This window comes from Bacillus sp. PPSBB_11, from assembly GCF_038023285.1.
GTDB classification, from domain to species: Bacteria; Bacillota; Bacilli; order Bacillales; family Bacillaceae; genus Bacillus; species Bacillus altitudinis.
The window spans coordinates 3279445-3292909 of record NZ_CP150633.1 but is presented as its reverse complement, the minus strand read 5'-3'; the positions used below and the strand labels follow the sequence as shown (position 1 = coordinate 3292909).

General features: G+C 41.9%; 13 protein-coding genes and 1 pseudogene. 3 read left to right on the top strand and 11 right to left on the bottom strand.

Going from position 1 to position 13465, the window contains the following annotated elements:
- Positions 1-351 (bottom strand): annotated as a pseudogene (locus V7L95_RS16080) (collagen-like protein); the annotation flags it as partial.
- Positions 352-534: 183 nt separating this feature from the next.
- On the opposite strand from V7L95_RS16080, the gene V7L95_RS16075 reads away from it, so the two are divergent.
- Positions 535-1554 carry an LLM class flavin-dependent oxidoreductase gene (locus V7L95_RS16075; protein WP_340967302.1) on the top strand — a complete coding sequence of 340 codons (1020 nt, stop codon included), beginning with the start codon at positions 535-537 and terminating at the stop codon, positions 1552-1554.
- Positions 1555-1592: 38 nt separating this feature from the next.
- Here V7L95_RS16075 and V7L95_RS16070 read toward each other — a convergent pair whose 3' ends face one another.
- Complete coding sequence (locus tag V7L95_RS16070; protein WP_007499188.1) at positions 1593-2213, bottom strand: GPR1/FUN34/YaaH family transporter; 621 nt, start codon at positions 2211-2213, stop codon at positions 1593-1595.
- A gap of 148 nt (positions 2214-2361) precedes the next feature.
- On the opposite strand from V7L95_RS16070, the gene V7L95_RS16065 reads away from it, so the two are divergent.
- On the top strand, positions 2362-3183 hold the full coding sequence (locus V7L95_RS16065) for a uroporphyrinogen-III synthase (protein WP_024719426.1): 822 nt from the start codon (positions 2362-2364) through the stop codon (positions 3181-3183).
- Between the two features lie 39 nt (positions 3184-3222).
- Here V7L95_RS16065 and V7L95_RS16060 read toward each other — a convergent pair whose 3' ends face one another.
- The 3 genes from V7L95_RS16060 to V7L95_RS16050 are packed head-to-tail and all read right to left on the bottom strand — an operon-like array spanning position 3223 to position 5184.
- Complete coding sequence (locus V7L95_RS16060) at positions 3223-3825, bottom strand: DedA family protein (RefSeq protein WP_007499192.1); 603 nt, start codon at positions 3823-3825, stop codon at positions 3223-3225.
- A 53-nt stretch (positions 3826-3878) separates the two neighbouring features.
- Positions 3879-4760, bottom strand: coding sequence for a UTP--glucose-1-phosphate uridylyltransferase GalU (gene galU, locus V7L95_RS16055; protein WP_017359504.1), 882 nt, complete (start codon positions 4758-4760; stop codon positions 3879-3881).
- Between the two features lie 4 nt (positions 4761-4764).
- Positions 4765-5184 (bottom strand): GtrA family protein, encoded by a 420-nt coding sequence (locus V7L95_RS16050; protein WP_017359505.1) that lies wholly within the window; start codon positions 5182-5184, stop codon positions 4765-4767.
- 155 nt (positions 5185-5339) lie between these two features.
- Here V7L95_RS16050 and V7L95_RS16045 point away from each other — a divergent pair, with 155 nt between their 5' ends.
- Positions 5340-5570, top strand: coding sequence for an excisionase family DNA-binding protein (locus V7L95_RS16045; protein WP_017367401.1), 231 nt, complete (start codon positions 5340-5342; stop codon positions 5568-5570).
- Positions 5571-5613: 43 nt separating this feature from the next.
- Here the strand turns inward: V7L95_RS16045 and V7L95_RS16040 are convergent, their stop codons facing one another.
- From V7L95_RS16040 to V7L95_RS16015, 6 genes are all read right to left on the bottom strand, one after another.
- Complete coding sequence (locus V7L95_RS16040; protein ID WP_340967292.1) at positions 5614-6714, bottom strand: Ger(x)C family spore germination protein; 1101 nt, start codon at positions 6712-6714, stop codon at positions 5614-5616.
- A complete protein-coding gene (locus V7L95_RS16035; RefSeq protein ID WP_340967289.1) occupies positions 6711-7811 on the bottom strand; it encodes a GerAB/ArcD/ProY family transporter in 1101 nt (366 codons plus the stop codon). Before V7L95_RS16035 ends, V7L95_RS16040 begins: the two co-directional genes overlap by 4 nt.
- 12 nt (positions 7812-7823) lie before the next feature.
- Positions 7824-9311 (bottom strand): spore germination protein, encoded by a 1488-nt coding sequence (locus tag V7L95_RS16030; RefSeq protein WP_046527667.1) that lies wholly within the window; start codon positions 9309-9311, stop codon positions 7824-7826.
- Positions 9312-9389: 78 nt separating this feature from the next.
- Positions 9390-10730 carry a (Fe-S)-binding protein gene (locus V7L95_RS16025; RefSeq protein ID WP_046527666.1) on the bottom strand — a complete coding sequence of 447 codons (1341 nt, stop codon included), beginning with the start codon at positions 10728-10730 and terminating at the stop codon, positions 9390-9392.
- Positions 10727-12136 carry a glycolate oxidase subunit GlcD gene (gene glcD, locus V7L95_RS16020; protein WP_212356216.1) on the bottom strand — a complete coding sequence of 470 codons (1410 nt, stop codon included), beginning with the start codon at positions 12134-12136 and terminating at the stop codon, positions 10727-10729. Before glcD ends, V7L95_RS16025 begins: the two co-directional genes overlap by 4 nt.
- A gap of 77 nt (positions 12137-12213) precedes the next feature.
- Positions 12214-13347 (bottom strand): sugar diacid recognition domain-containing protein, encoded by a 1134-nt coding sequence (locus tag V7L95_RS16015; protein WP_017359511.1) that lies wholly within the window; start codon positions 13345-13347, stop codon positions 12214-12216.
- Positions 13348-13465 lie beyond the last annotated feature (118 nt).

Here is a 13465-nt window from a genome sequence, read left to right as displayed (position 1 = left end):
CTTAGCAATATAAGTACTGCCATTATACGTGACAACTTGACCAGCCTCGTAATCTTGTGATTGTGAGAGGTTAAAAGGGAGGACACCGGTTAATCCGCCAGCAGGTCCGGTTGGTCCGGTAGGCCCAACCGGACCTGCTGGGCCTCTTCGTCCAACCCTTTGAATTATTTTTGATTGTTTTTCTCCTTTTGCACAAGACGGATCCCCTTGAGGTCTGTTTTGTTTTGAATGTTCTTGTTTAATAAAAGGACAGTCTCTTCTTTGAGGACGATCATGACGTGATCTTTTGTAATGAGGCTGCTCATGATATCTACCGCAAAAGGGACATTTGTGATCGAATTGATTGTACAAATTGCCCATCTCCTAAAATTGATATTTCATTCTATGTACGAATTTTTAAATCGGAAGTAAAACCTAGAAAATTCATCATTTCGAAAATCATCGAATCAAATCATTTAAAAGTTAAATCGTTTTATGTTATGGTGTTGAAAGAATGAAACTAGTATGATTTTTGAAAGAAATGGGGCATCATGTATGAGTCAATCAGTTTTACAACGTGCAGCATATTCCGTGTTAAATTTATCCTCTGTAACAGAAGGTGGCACAATCAAAGAGTCATTTGAACATAGTATGGATTTAGCAAAAAAAGCTGAGAAGTGGGGCTACCATAGATATTGGCTTGCGGAGCATCATAATATGGAAGGGGTTGCGAGTTCAGCAACATCCGTCTTGATTGGATATATTGCTGGAGGGACTGAAAAGATCCGCGTTGGTTCTGGGGGGATTATGCTTCCAAACCATTCTTCACTCGTCATTGCAGAACAATTTGGAACACTGGAGACTTTGTATCCAAGGAGAATTGACTTAGGTCTTGGCAGGGCACCAGGAACAGACCAGTTAACAGCAAGGGCACTTAGACGTAATCTTCATCATGGGGAGGATTTCCCTGAGCAGCTTGAAGAACTTCGGCAATATTTCAAACCGACTGGTCAGGTCAAAAAACATGTAAGAGCCGTTCCGGGAGAAGGATTGGATATCCCGATTTGGCTTCTTGGTTCAAGTGGTTTTAGTGCAAGGCTTGCAGGAGAACTGGGACTGCCATTTGCCTTTGCGGCACATTTCTCCCCTAAAAATACCATTCCTGCTTTAGAATTATACAGACAGTCATTTCAACCTTCAGATGTGTTAAAAGAACCTTATGCGATGGTTGGTGTCACGGTTTTTGCTGCTGATCAAACAGAGCGGGCTGAATATTTGGCGACGTCTCATTATCAGCGATTTTTGAGCCTTATTCGTAATACACCAGGAAAACTCAAAGCCCCTGTTGAAAGTATGGATGGGTTATGGAGTCCATATGAGAAGGCGATGGTGGACGAACAATTAAGTTCGACGATGATCGGGGATAAACAAAAGGTGAAAAAAGAGTTAGAAGCCTTTATTGAGGCGACTCAAGCAGATGAAGTCATGATTAATTCTGATATGTTTGACCATCAAGAAAGAATGCGTTCTTATGAAATCATTGCAGAGATATTTCAAGAGGAACAAGAAAAATAAGAATAAAAAAAGAACTGCCAAGAGCAGTTCTTTTTTATTTATGCTTTAGTAAACACGCGAAATGGTTGTCCAACTGGCAGTACTGTACGACCAAAATGTGTATTCAGCACAACAGCTGCAGAACCATAAAATGAAAGAAGAGAAATAATCAATTCTGCAATACCAGCCATCGTATGAGTCACATCATACATCACACCAAACGAGCTTAGGGACAGGCCAATGAATAAGAAATCAATAAAGACGAAAATCAAAAACAATACTTTATGTGTTTCCATTGCACCGATCGTCATAAATAAGCTGAAAATCAAATAACCAATAAAAGCAAAACCTAGTTGTTTTGGGTCCGCAGCTCCCGCAAGCGTTTTCCCAAAAACGCCAGCTTGAATGAGCCAAGTAGTTCCAACACCCATCCAAAAAAGACCGAATGCGCCGAAGGCAGTGGCTCCAAAAATATTATGATGCTTTGAATCTTGTATGGACGCGATCAGCTGCGCGATTCCTCCAAGGAAGATAGCCCAAGGTAAAATAAGGGATGTGCCATCTGTGATTCCTAGTTTTTGTGAAGACGCAACAAGCGTCACCATTGCTAAACCAAACAAACCAAGTGGTGTTGGGTCTGCGATTGATAATCGAATTGCTTGAACATTCTGTTTTTCCATAATGACCTCCTACAATTTGCACTTACAAAAGATACTCGAATTCGATAGAAACGTCAAGCTCTTTTTTAGTAGACACTTGCAACGTCTTCCAAATAAATCTATATTTAATACAATACATCATACATGTGATAGAAAAAGAGGGATGAGAATGAGTAAAGGCTTAGCTGGAAAGACCATTGCCATATGCGGAACAAGAAAAACAGAAGAAATGCGCACACTTGTTGAAAAGCAAGGAGGACAAGCTGTTATTCGTTCTCTTCAGGGCACTGTATTTTTAGCCAAAGAGGAATTAAAGCCAGGCATAGAAACCTTTGTAAAGAAGGGAGCTGACTGGGTCATTTTAACAACGGGTATCGGCACAGACACATTAATTGAAAGTGCAGAAGAGCTCCAGCTTGGAGAAGCATTTATGAACATTTTATCAAGTGCCCATATCGCTTCAAGAGGATACAAAACGTTTGCGGCTCTAAAAAAACACGGCATTCAGCCTGATGTTTCTGATGAAGATGGAACCGTTCGTGACCTCATTTCAAAGTTAGAAGACAAAGAACTTCAAGGTAAACGGGTCATGGTACAGCTTCACGGCGAAAATGCACCAGCTCTCATTGATTTTTTACATCACAAGGGAGCAGACGTTTTGCAGCTCATGCCATATCAGCACACGCCCCCTGAACCAGAGGCGGCAGACACTTTGCTTCAAGAAATGAAAGAAGGGAAGGTCCATGCCGTTTGTTTTACAACCGCTGTTCAGGTTCATGCCTTTTTCAAACTAGCAGAAGAATGGGGCAAAAAAGAAGAACTGCAACATCTATTCGAGCAGCATGTATTAGCTGTAGCTGTTGGAAAAGTCACAGCTGAAGCATTAAAAGAAGAGGGGATAAGCCGAATTCTAGCCCCTTCACTTGAAAGAATGGGTGCAATGATTATGGAATTATCTCAATATATGAAAAAACAATCGACGCACGCATAGAAAAAACGCCTTTCACATGACGAGTGAAAGGCGTTTTCGTTAGATTGTCCGTTTTCGATTTGTGCGAATTTTTTTCAAAACGAAATACAGTACGATGAGAACGATGGCAATGACCATAATTGGTGTTGTATACGTGTGAGCGACACTTTGAATGTGGTCCCATTTTGTCCCAAGCTGCATTCCAAGGTAAATAAATAGGATGGACCAAGGGATGGCGGCTAATCCGGTCAAAAGAACAAATTTGAGAAATGGCATCTTTGCAATACCAGCTGGAATTGAGATCGCGTGGCGCACGACTGGGATAAAACGAGCTGTAAATACGACACCCGTTCCATATCGGTCAAACCAGCGTTCTGCCGTGGCAATATGATGCTCATGGATGAATAAATACTTCCCATACTTTGTTAAAAAAGGTCTTCCGCCGTAAAGGCCGATCCAGTAAATAAAGCACTGGGCAAGTGTTCCTCCAATCACCCCAGCGATGACGGCTCCAACAAATCCAATGCTTCCTGTTGACACCATATATCCGCCGTAGGCAAGTACAATTTCACTTGGAATAATTTCAATCATCAGTCCAAGTGCAACACCTGCGTAACCAAGGCTTGTCAGCCAGGTTAAAATTTCATTAAACAAGGTTCCCATTCATTTCACTCTGCCTTTAAATACGAATTTTCTTCAAGCATCCTTATAAGAGCCTATGCTTGTTTTGCTTCTCTCATGAGTATGCTTTGCATATATGCTAGCATGGCTGTCCGCATATCATGACGCATCAATCCAATTTCAGCCGCTGCCTTAAATGAGCCCAGCTTATCACCAACGTCAAATCTCATCCCATCTAATTGTTTTGCATAAATGGGTGATTCATGTGCAATGATTTTCAGGGCATCTGTCAGCTGGATTTCGTTCCCGGCACCTCTCTCGATTCCTTGAAGAATAGGAAAAATCGATGGTGTTAACAGATACCTGCCCATCACGGCTAAATCGGAAGGAGCTTCATGAATAGCTGGCTTTTCCACTAAGTCTGTGACTTCAAACACTTGACCGTCTACTCTAGCTGGTCTTATCATACCATACTTACTGACATCTAGACGATCCACTTGCTGGACGCCAATGACCTCTCTTTGTTTGTCTTCAAAGACTTCCATGAGCTGAGAGAGTGCAGGTCTTTCTGACACCATGACATCATCACCTAAAAGGACCGCAAAAGGATCATTGCCAGTAAAATGACGTGCACATAATACCGCATGTCCAAGACCTAAGGGCTCCTTTTGACGAATATAATGAATATTGGCCATATCCGCAATATGTTTGATTTCAGCCAGCTGTTCATTTTTTCCTTTTTCAAGCAACGTGTGTTCTAGCTCAATCGAACGGTCAAAGTGGTCTTCGATCGATTTTTTATTTCTTCCTGTGATAATTAGTATATCTTCAATGCCTGATTGAACAGCCTCCTCAACTATGTATTGAATGGCGGGTTTGTCGATAATCGGCAGCATTTCCTTTGGCTGTGCTTTCGTTGCGGGTAAAAAACGTGTGCCTAATCCGGCTGCTGGTATAACGGCTTTTTTGATATTCATTGAATCATCGCTCCATTTCTGATGGTTTATTTTCTGATGGAAACACCCATAGGCGGCTTCCAGTAAAAGTGATCATCATGCCAAGAAGGGTACCAATCGCTTTACTAATGAATAATGAGAAACCTGCTTGCTGCATGACATATAAGACAACATAGGTGAGAAGGCACGCTGCGCCGTTGACTGTGGCCCACTTGATCCATTCCCACTTGTCCGCTTTCTTTTTCACTTGGAACGTCCATTTTCGATTCCAAACATAACTGTTCAGCATTCCTGCGGTATAGGACAGGCACTGTGCAAGAAAAGAGGGGACAAAGCAAGCAGTTAAAAAAAAGAAGAACAGAAAGTCAATCATCGTATTGCTAGCGCCTACAGTTAAAAATGCGGCATAGGTCCGAATATTTTTCTTTGTCATGCGAAGGATCATCACCTCCTAGTGTTTGAGTGGGTGTATGAATACTGTACAAAAGCGAGTTGACGAATCAGTGAAGAAAAGATGAAAAAAACATGAACAAGCGATATCTGTTTTTTCACCAGCTCGTGATATAATTTGTAAGATGAAACGAACGGTGGTGCACATGCATGTATTTAACAATTGGAGAAACAGCTGAATACTTAGAAGTATCAGAAGCATATGTTGAAAAATTAATCCAGCAAAAAAAGATTCGTTACGTATTTGACGGGAAATCGTATCTCATTTATCAAGGGCAGTTTCAAACCCATATGAAACAGCTAGAACAATATAAAGAGCTCATTCAAGACATCTTAAATGAACCAATCCCTGAGGACCCGGACGTAAAAGATGAAGATTAAAAAAGACTGTACGAGAAGGGAGAACCTTTTCATACAGTCTTTTTTATTGGCTGACACCCGTTTGGACAATGTTCATATGACAATTCACTTGAACATCTGTATCAGGGTAGAGTTTTTGCCATTTTTCTGGTGTCATGGCTTTATCTTTAGAGCGATACCTCAAACCAAGTCCGAGTGGATCAATTTTTTGCTTTTTAAAGGATTGAACAAGGTCTTTTCCTTGCTGGGCCACACGCTTCTCCACTTCTTTTTCAACATGCTGCAAGATAGAAGGCGTATCGATTTTTTTTGATTTCATAAATTCTTTCAACTCACCTTTCAGCTTGATATCAATGGTGATATGAGGCTTTTTTGAAAGGTTTTCAGTTGGTTTAATGTGATAAGACACATGTGATTTGATATTTTCAATGACAACATGGGTTTTCTTTGTGTCATTAAATCGAAACTCATAAATCCCATTTTTATGATTTTCAATCATCGCTTTAAACGTAAATGTATCTTCCCCTGGAATATGCCCAACCATTTTTTCTTGATCAAAAAGAGCGACACCCGACACTTTAATAGAGTTGCTTGTATTTTTAATGTAAGGGAGGTAGGCATCCACGCCTTTTGCCATCATCTGATTCATAAAAATATGCTGATTGGTCACAGGTTGATTGCCATTTCGCATGTTTTGGGCCAGCAAATCTGAAAGATATACACCGATATTTAAGTTGGTTTGATTCATCTTTGTATACAACAAATCTTCAACTTCTCCGCCTACTATGGCAAATACTTGACGGGACCCAATGATCGGATCACGATAAATGTAATTCATCAAATCAATCATACCCACTTCTTTCGCCAGCTTTTCACTTATTAAAATCACGAGTACTTGTCCCATGACAACGGGGAAAGGCGATTTTTCCGACACAAGAAACTGAATATTACTAATGGTATTTGACTTAGCACTTACAATTTGATAACTTCCTTGTTCTTCGCTTTTAAAAACAGGGAAAACAAAGAAGCCCTTCATTTCTCCATCTTCCAATAAGTCAAATCCCGCCGCCTGCGAGATACTTAATTCATCTAAGAGACGAGGCTGTGCACAGCTCGTTAAGAAAAGGCTCAATAACATGAGACACACCAGAATATAATGTTTCATGTTCGTTTTTTCACCCACCTTTTTTTCAGCAGCAGCCCAATGATCATACATCCAATCAATCCATAGACGAGGATGTATCCGCTATATTCCACCCATTTATTAAATGTCTCAAATGAGGTAGCTCTAATAAAAAATGAAAACATGACGAGAATGAGAAGGCTGAGAACTATTAACGTGGTGCGCTGGCTCGTGTGAAACACTTGTTTTGCCATTCTGCTGGCTGCCCATAATGGAATGGCGATATTTGGAACGATAAGCAAAAGCCATAGCGACACTTCAATAAATTCAAAGCGCTGGATAAACGGAAGTTTGACAATGCTGGTTAATGTCAATGTTGGCCATTTCGTTAGTTTGAGCTGAGCACTTGAGTAGTACGCAATAGAGACGAGAAATACAAGCAAATTCAGGCATGTAGTTAGCAACACTCCCATATGTGCAAATTTTTGCGACGTTTGTGCCTTTTTAATAAAGGGATAATAGACAAGCAATGTTCCAAAACCAAACATGGATAAAGAGGCATCTTTGACCCCCATCATGAGTTGTGAAAATGAATGATCAAACATTGGGAACATAAACCGGATGTGACTATATTTCATGACATAAAAACAGATAAAGGTCATCCAGTACGTTAGGACAATGCTAAAGAATGCCCAACCGGCGATTGTTCTAAATCCGCCTGTGTGAATGTAATAGACGAGGGTGAGCAGCACTGATGCAAATAAAAGACCAGGAATTTCTTTAAACAGCCAAACATGGATTACATCCATATAATGAACAAGCACAATCAAAGACAATGAAGAAAAATACAAAATGTAGAGAATGTTGATGAATTGTCCGAGCCATTTACCAAACACAGATTGCGTAATGTCACTAAATTCGTCAGAAGGTGCTTTTTTAAACAAAAAGTAAATGAGGAAGATCATCAAATTGACGCTTGCACCAGCAATTAAAATGGCGATCCACCCATCATTATTAATCGTCCGGACAAGATTCGTCTGGAAATTTAAAATACCAACACCTACTTGATTGGCATTGATCAGAAAAAACACAAAAAAAGGGGATACTTGAAATTTTTCTTTCACAGAAGAAGAGCTCATGCCTTCACTTCCTTATTCATAAAAATCATTTTTCCCCTTACGGCCTTGCTTTGGCTTTTGGCGGTGTATCGTTTCATTTTGCGGCCGTAAATTTTCTGGACGTTTTTTCAAAAAGCGGAGCTGGGGACGAATCAAACTACCCTTTAAATCGGCCAATCGAAGTGGAAAGATTGGCTCTAAGTAAGGTTGTCCTATAGACGTTAATTTCATTAAATGTGTAAGAAGAAAAGCCCCCATTAGCGAAATCCCTAGCGCTCCCCACACTTGTGCAGCAAAAAGAAATGGGAAACGTAAGAGACGAATGGTCGTCCCCATTTTATATATAGGGGTGACAAAAGAGGCAAGAGCTGATAATGCGACAATAATGAGCAGGATATTACTTGTTAATCCCGCTGCAACCGCAGCCTGTCCGATCACAATACCTCCAACAATCCCGAGCGTCTGTCCGACTTTTGCAGGAAGGCGAGATCCGGCTTCCCTAAGTAGCTCAATCGATATCTCTAAAAATAATGCTTCAATAATAGGCGGAAAGGGCACGAGATAGCGTGATGCTACGATCGTTTCTAATAAGTCCTTAGGAATCAGTTCATAGTGAAACGTTAAAACAGCTACATACAAAGGGGTTGCAAAAATAGAAAATATCACAGCAAAAATGCGTAACAGCCGAAAGGAGGATGCTGCGATCCAAGACATGTTATAGTCTTCCATTGTTGAAAAATACTCGAGTAAAATTGTAGGTGCAAGCAGGGTATGAGGCGAACCGTCAACCATAATGGCTATTTTTCCTTCCGTTAAACCTGAGGAAACCCTGTCTGGTCGTTCTGTATTTAAAAACAATGGAAAGATTGTATTGGACACATCATAAAGCATTTGCGCAAGATAATTAGAATCTAGAATTTGGTCATAGTCAACATCTTGAATCCGCTGAAGAACGGTTTCAATGTTTTGCGGGTTGGCGATATCCTCTATGTATACAACGGCTACTTTCGTTAGAGAAAGGGTACCGACTGTGTGTTCAACTACTTTAAGGTCAGGAGTGGGCAGCCTGCGTCTGAGCAAGTTTAAGTTTGTGTCCAGCCCTTCCACAAAGGCTTCCTGCGCACTGATAATCCCGAATTCAATCTCAGGTTGGCTCACTTGTCTGCCTTTCTTTTCTTCAATCGGCAAAAGGAGCGCTTTGCCCCAGTCTGTCTCAATTCGAACAGCAATACTGCCTCGATGAAGAGCTTCTTCCACTTTTTGAAGGTCCCTCGTAATCACAGCTTGTTCAATTGGGATGTGTTCTTTCAGCTCTTCAAGGGTGGGGGTTAGATGCAATTGCTGAATAAAAGGCAAGATTTGTTCATGAAGGAGATTGCCATTAATTAAAGATCGAAAAAAAGAAATTCTGTAAAGAAAACCTCCGGAACTTGATAATTCATTGATAAAATCAGAAGAGCGCGATAATGCTTCAAATACTGAATTCGGGTCCTTTTGATGAGATTTGTTTTTCTTCAGCACTTGAACCATCTCCTTCCGTGATTTGCATCTATTATCCAACCGATCATCTGAAGATATGCATAAAAAAAGCGTTCAGCTTCATGAACTGGACGCTTTTTTTCCATATTGAACGGCTTCTAATAAAAAGTCAGCCAGATGAATCGCTCTCATGCTAGGCATATGTCCTGCCTTTTTGACGCCAGCTGCCATTTGTAATTGACAACCTGGATTCGACGTCACAATGGCAGCTGCAGCTGTGTTGCTCGCTTCCGTCATTTTATGATCTAAAATTTGCATCGACATGTCTGGCTGCAAGATATTGTAGATTCCTGCAGATCCGCAGCAGCGGCCGGCATCTTTCATTTCTTTAAACGTTACCCCTTGAATGGCTTTCATGAGCACCCTCGGCGCCTGTTGTACATTCATCCCATTTCGTAAATGACAGGAGTCTTGATAGGTGATTACTTGCGCTGGCAAAGCCAGTGGCACGCGGCGGTGAAACTCCAGCTCCACAAGGATGCTTGATATATCGGTTATTTTCTGTGAGAAGGCTTTACTTCGTTTTTGGAAATCTGGGTCATCCTGAAGCAAATGACTGTAATCACTTAAAAAGGCGCCGCAGCCGCCCGCGTTCATGACAATCGCATCGGCATCTGTTTCCTCGAATGCTTCAATATTCCGCTTGGCTAACTGTTTTGCTTGGTCTTTTTCTCCGCTATGACCATGTAGCGCGCCGCAGCACGTTTGTATAGGAGGAACGATCACATCGCAGCCTGCCAGCTGTAAGAGATGAATGGTCGCTTTGTTTGTGTTTGAGAAAACTGTATCCATTAAACAGCCAGTAAAAAACGCTACCCGTTTTTTTGCCTGACCAATGGCTTTATATTCATTCAAACGTTTTTTCTTTTGAGACGGCACCTTTGGAAGTGCCTGTTCCATCAACTGTAAATGGGAGGGAAGCAGCTTCAGTATGCGCGTCTTCCTGGCGGCTGTTTGCAGACCAGATGTTTGATAAAATCGAAGAAAACTAGCAGCTTGTCGCATACGACTTTGTGACGGAAAGAGACCTTTAAACACAACACGTCTCATCAATTTGACGGGAAACGATTGTTTTTTATGTTGTTGAATAATGTCTCTTGCATCTTCTAGCAACTGTCCATACTTGACGCCAGAAGGGCAGACTGGTTCACATGCACGACAGCCAAGACAGAGATTAAGAGAATGTTCAACATCTTCATCTGGCTCAATGACGCCATCTCTTACAGCTTTCATTAACGCAATTCGGCCCCGAGGGGAGTGCGTTTCTTGTTGTCCAGATTCAATATAGGTAGGGCAGGAAGGGAGGCAGAATCCGCAGCGCATGCAATTAAGCAGCTCCTTTTCATCCATTTGCTCCTGAAACTGCTGCTGGATCTCTTTTTGCTTAGAAGAAGAACTCATGAGACCACCACTCGCTTTCTTGAGGCTTTTCCAAACACTTTATCTGGGTTCATGATATGTGCAGGGTCAAGTGCCTGTTTAATCGCCTTCATTGCAGCGATTCCTTCTTTTTTGACCTTCAGCTCCAAATAGGGCGCTTTCATAAGACCCACGCCATGTTCGCCTGTAATCGTGCCGCCAAGGGCAACGGCTTTTTCAAAAATGGCCTGAAAAGCAGCTTCTACCCGTTTCATTTCTTCTTCATTTCTTGCATCTGTCGCACAAGTGGGGTGTAAGTTGCCATCACCTGCATGACCAAACGTACAAATGTTCACCTCGTACTTTCGTGCAATGTCTTCGATTGCACGAACCATATTGGCAATTTCAGACCGGGGGACGGTCGCATCTTCTAAAATCGTTGTAGGACTTAATCGAGCGAGGGCAGATAAAGCAGAGCGTCTCGCTGTTAAGAGAGCACTTGCCTCTTCTTCTGAATGTGCAATCTTGACGCTTGTAGCCCCGTGTTGCTCACAGACTTCTGCGATTTTTTGGATATCACGAGAAACAGCTTCAGGGTTGCCGTCCTGTTCAATTAATAACACAGCTTGAACGTCAGTAGGCAGGCCGATGTTTGCAAAATCTTCAACGACTTCAAGGGTCGGCTGATCCATAAATTCTAATGTAGCAGGAATGATACGCTCAGCAATGATGGCCGATACAGAAGTCGCAGCTTCTTCAAGGCTTTCGTATAAACAAAGCATTGTTTGTTTCGTTTCTGGAAGCGGCAGGAGCTTTAGCACCGCTTCTGTGACAATCCCGAGTGTTCCTTCTGAACCAACGAACAATCGAGTCATATCATATCCAGCGACATCTTTTGCAAGCTTTCCGCCTGTTTTGATGATGTCACCATTTGGCAAAACCACTTCAAGCCCAAGGACATAATCCCTTGTCACTCCATACTTTAACCCCCGCAGCCCCCCTGAATTTTCGTTAATATTGCCGCCTAATGTGGAAATTTTCATAGAGCTTGGGTCTGGCGGGTAGAAGAGACCTTTTTCCTCTACTTGATGAATCAATTCCTGCGTAATTAAGCCAGGCTGCACCGTTGCGGTTAAATTTTCTTCGTCTATTTCTAATAATTGATTCATTCTAGTAAAGAGAATTACCAATCCGCCCTGAGTAGGGCATGTTCCTGCGCACAGATTCGTCCCTGAGCCTCTTGGGACGATCGGCACTTTGTAAGAGGCGCACAGTTTCACAATTTGCTGCACTTCTTCAGCCGTGTGAGGCCGCACGATCGCATCTGGCATCTGTTGAAAATTTGGTGTCGCATCATAAGAGTAGGCAAGACGATCCGCCTTGCTGTCTTGGACATTAGGCGCACCGACAATATCTTTTAATTGATTTGAAAATTCTGAATCTAGCATATACAATCACTCCCGCTCATTTAACGTCTCGTTTCTACCAGTATAAAAAAAGAACCGTCACATGACTATAGACGATTCTACAAAATATCAGGCTGTTTTATCGTATTTTTTGTATCATGATCTAAAAGCAGCAAGGCCAAATAAAAAAGCATCGCATCTTGCATACGCTTTGGATCAAGTGTCGTTAAATCCTGAATCCGTTTTAATCGGTAATGAAGTGTATTAATATGGACATGCATAGCTTCTGCTGTATGTTTCAATGAGTAATCCGAAGCGATGAGTACCCGCAATGTTTTCACTAGTTCTGGATAGGGGAAAAGGGACGCAATCGTTCGATCAAGAAACGCATCTTTTGTTTCCTGACTGATTTCCTCCATAAAAAGTTCAAGCGTCAAATCTTCATCAAACACAATGGGTGTTTCAGCATGCGCCAATTTTAAAGCGCGAAACGCTTGATGAAAGGACTGCTTCATGACATGAGAAGCTGCTGGTTTTCCTGCCCCCATTAAAATCCTCGATGGTGACAGCGCTGTGAGCGCAGCATGAATATGGAACAAGCGCTTGTGCCATGTATCACGACCATCTGGTGTGGCTTGTAGCATGAGCAAAAAACGTGCATGCCCCCAGCGCACAATGATCTCCTGATTGGTGAGTTGCAGTTTGTCCTTCATCAGTTTGTATTGATCCTGCTTCATAAACGATTCGTCTTGACAATCAATGAGAATAGCGACACGCTGCTTGTTGACATCAAGGCCAAGCCGCTGCGCCTTCTCGGTCATACCTGCCGCTGTCTCTGGCAGATGAAGCCAGTCGAACACAAATGCTTCAAGCTGCCGTTCATCTGTTTCCGTTTCTTGAAAAAATTCATGTTCTTGAATGAGCAGCTCCGTCATTTTACGTAAAATGTCGCCAAAAGGGGAGACATGCCTAGGATCACCTGTCATTCCAATGACCCCAATGACTTCTTGTTTAAAATAAATAGGCAGATTGATACCGGCTTTGACGCCTTTCATCTGCAGCACATCATCCTTTGTGAGAATTCGTTTCTGCCCTTCTAAGGATGTGACATATGCTCCTTCATGAAATTGACCAATGCGTGCTGGATCTGTTGCAGCAATAATGGTACCGTTTGTTTGTGTGATGATGATTTCTTCCGTCAGTACCTTTTTGACCTCATCTACGATTTTTTCTGCCAGTGTCATTGTGAGCAAAACGGTCCCCTCCGAGATGTTTCTTTTTCCACTATCATACCATCATATGCTCAGGCATATCTTTCTTTTCATGTGTTATGCTAAAATAAAAAACGCATATGAAGTAGATGAAAGGAGA

What these genes read in the sequence shown, in the direction of transcription:
- V7L95_RS16075 (WP_340967302.1), top strand. Translation starts at nt 535, where the DNA reads ATGAGTCAATCAGTTTTACAACGTGCAGCATATTCCGTGTTAAATTTA.
- V7L95_RS16070 (WP_007499188.1), bottom strand. Translation starts at nt 2,213, where the DNA reads ATGGAAAAACAGAATGTTCAAGCAATTCGATTATCAATCGCAGACCCA.
- V7L95_RS16065 (WP_024719426.1), top strand. Translation starts at nt 2,362, where the DNA reads ATGAGTAAAGGCTTAGCTGGAAAGACCATTGCCATATGCGGAACAAGA.
- V7L95_RS16060 (WP_007499192.1), bottom strand. Translation starts at nt 3,825, where the DNA reads ATGGGAACCTTGTTTAATGAAATTTTAACCTGGCTGACAAGCCTTGGT.
- galU (WP_017359504.1), bottom strand. Translation starts at nt 4,760, where the DNA reads ATGAATATCAAAAAAGCCGTTATACCAGCAGCCGGATTAGGCACACGT.
- V7L95_RS16050 (WP_017359505.1), bottom strand. Translation starts at nt 5,184, where the DNA reads ATGATCCTTCGCATGACAAAGAAAAATATTCGGACCTATGCCGCATTT.
- V7L95_RS16045 (WP_017367401.1), top strand. Translation starts at nt 5,340, where the DNA reads ATGTATTTAACAATTGGAGAAACAGCTGAATACTTAGAAGTATCAGAA.
- V7L95_RS16040 (WP_340967292.1), bottom strand. Translation starts at nt 6,714, where the DNA reads ATGAAACATTATATTCTGGTGTGTCTCATGTTATTGAGCCTTTTCTTA.
- V7L95_RS16035 (WP_340967289.1), bottom strand. Translation starts at nt 7,811, where the DNA reads ATGAGCTCTTCTTCTGTGAAAGAAAAATTTCAAGTATCCCCTTTTTTT.
- V7L95_RS16025 (WP_046527666.1), bottom strand. Translation starts at nt 10,730, where the DNA reads ATGAGTTCTTCTTCTAAGCAAAAAGAGATCCAGCAGCAGTTTCAGGAG.
- glcD (WP_212356216.1), bottom strand. Translation starts at nt 12,136, where the DNA reads ATGCTAGATTCAGAATTTTCAAATCAATTAAAAGATATTGTCGGTGCG.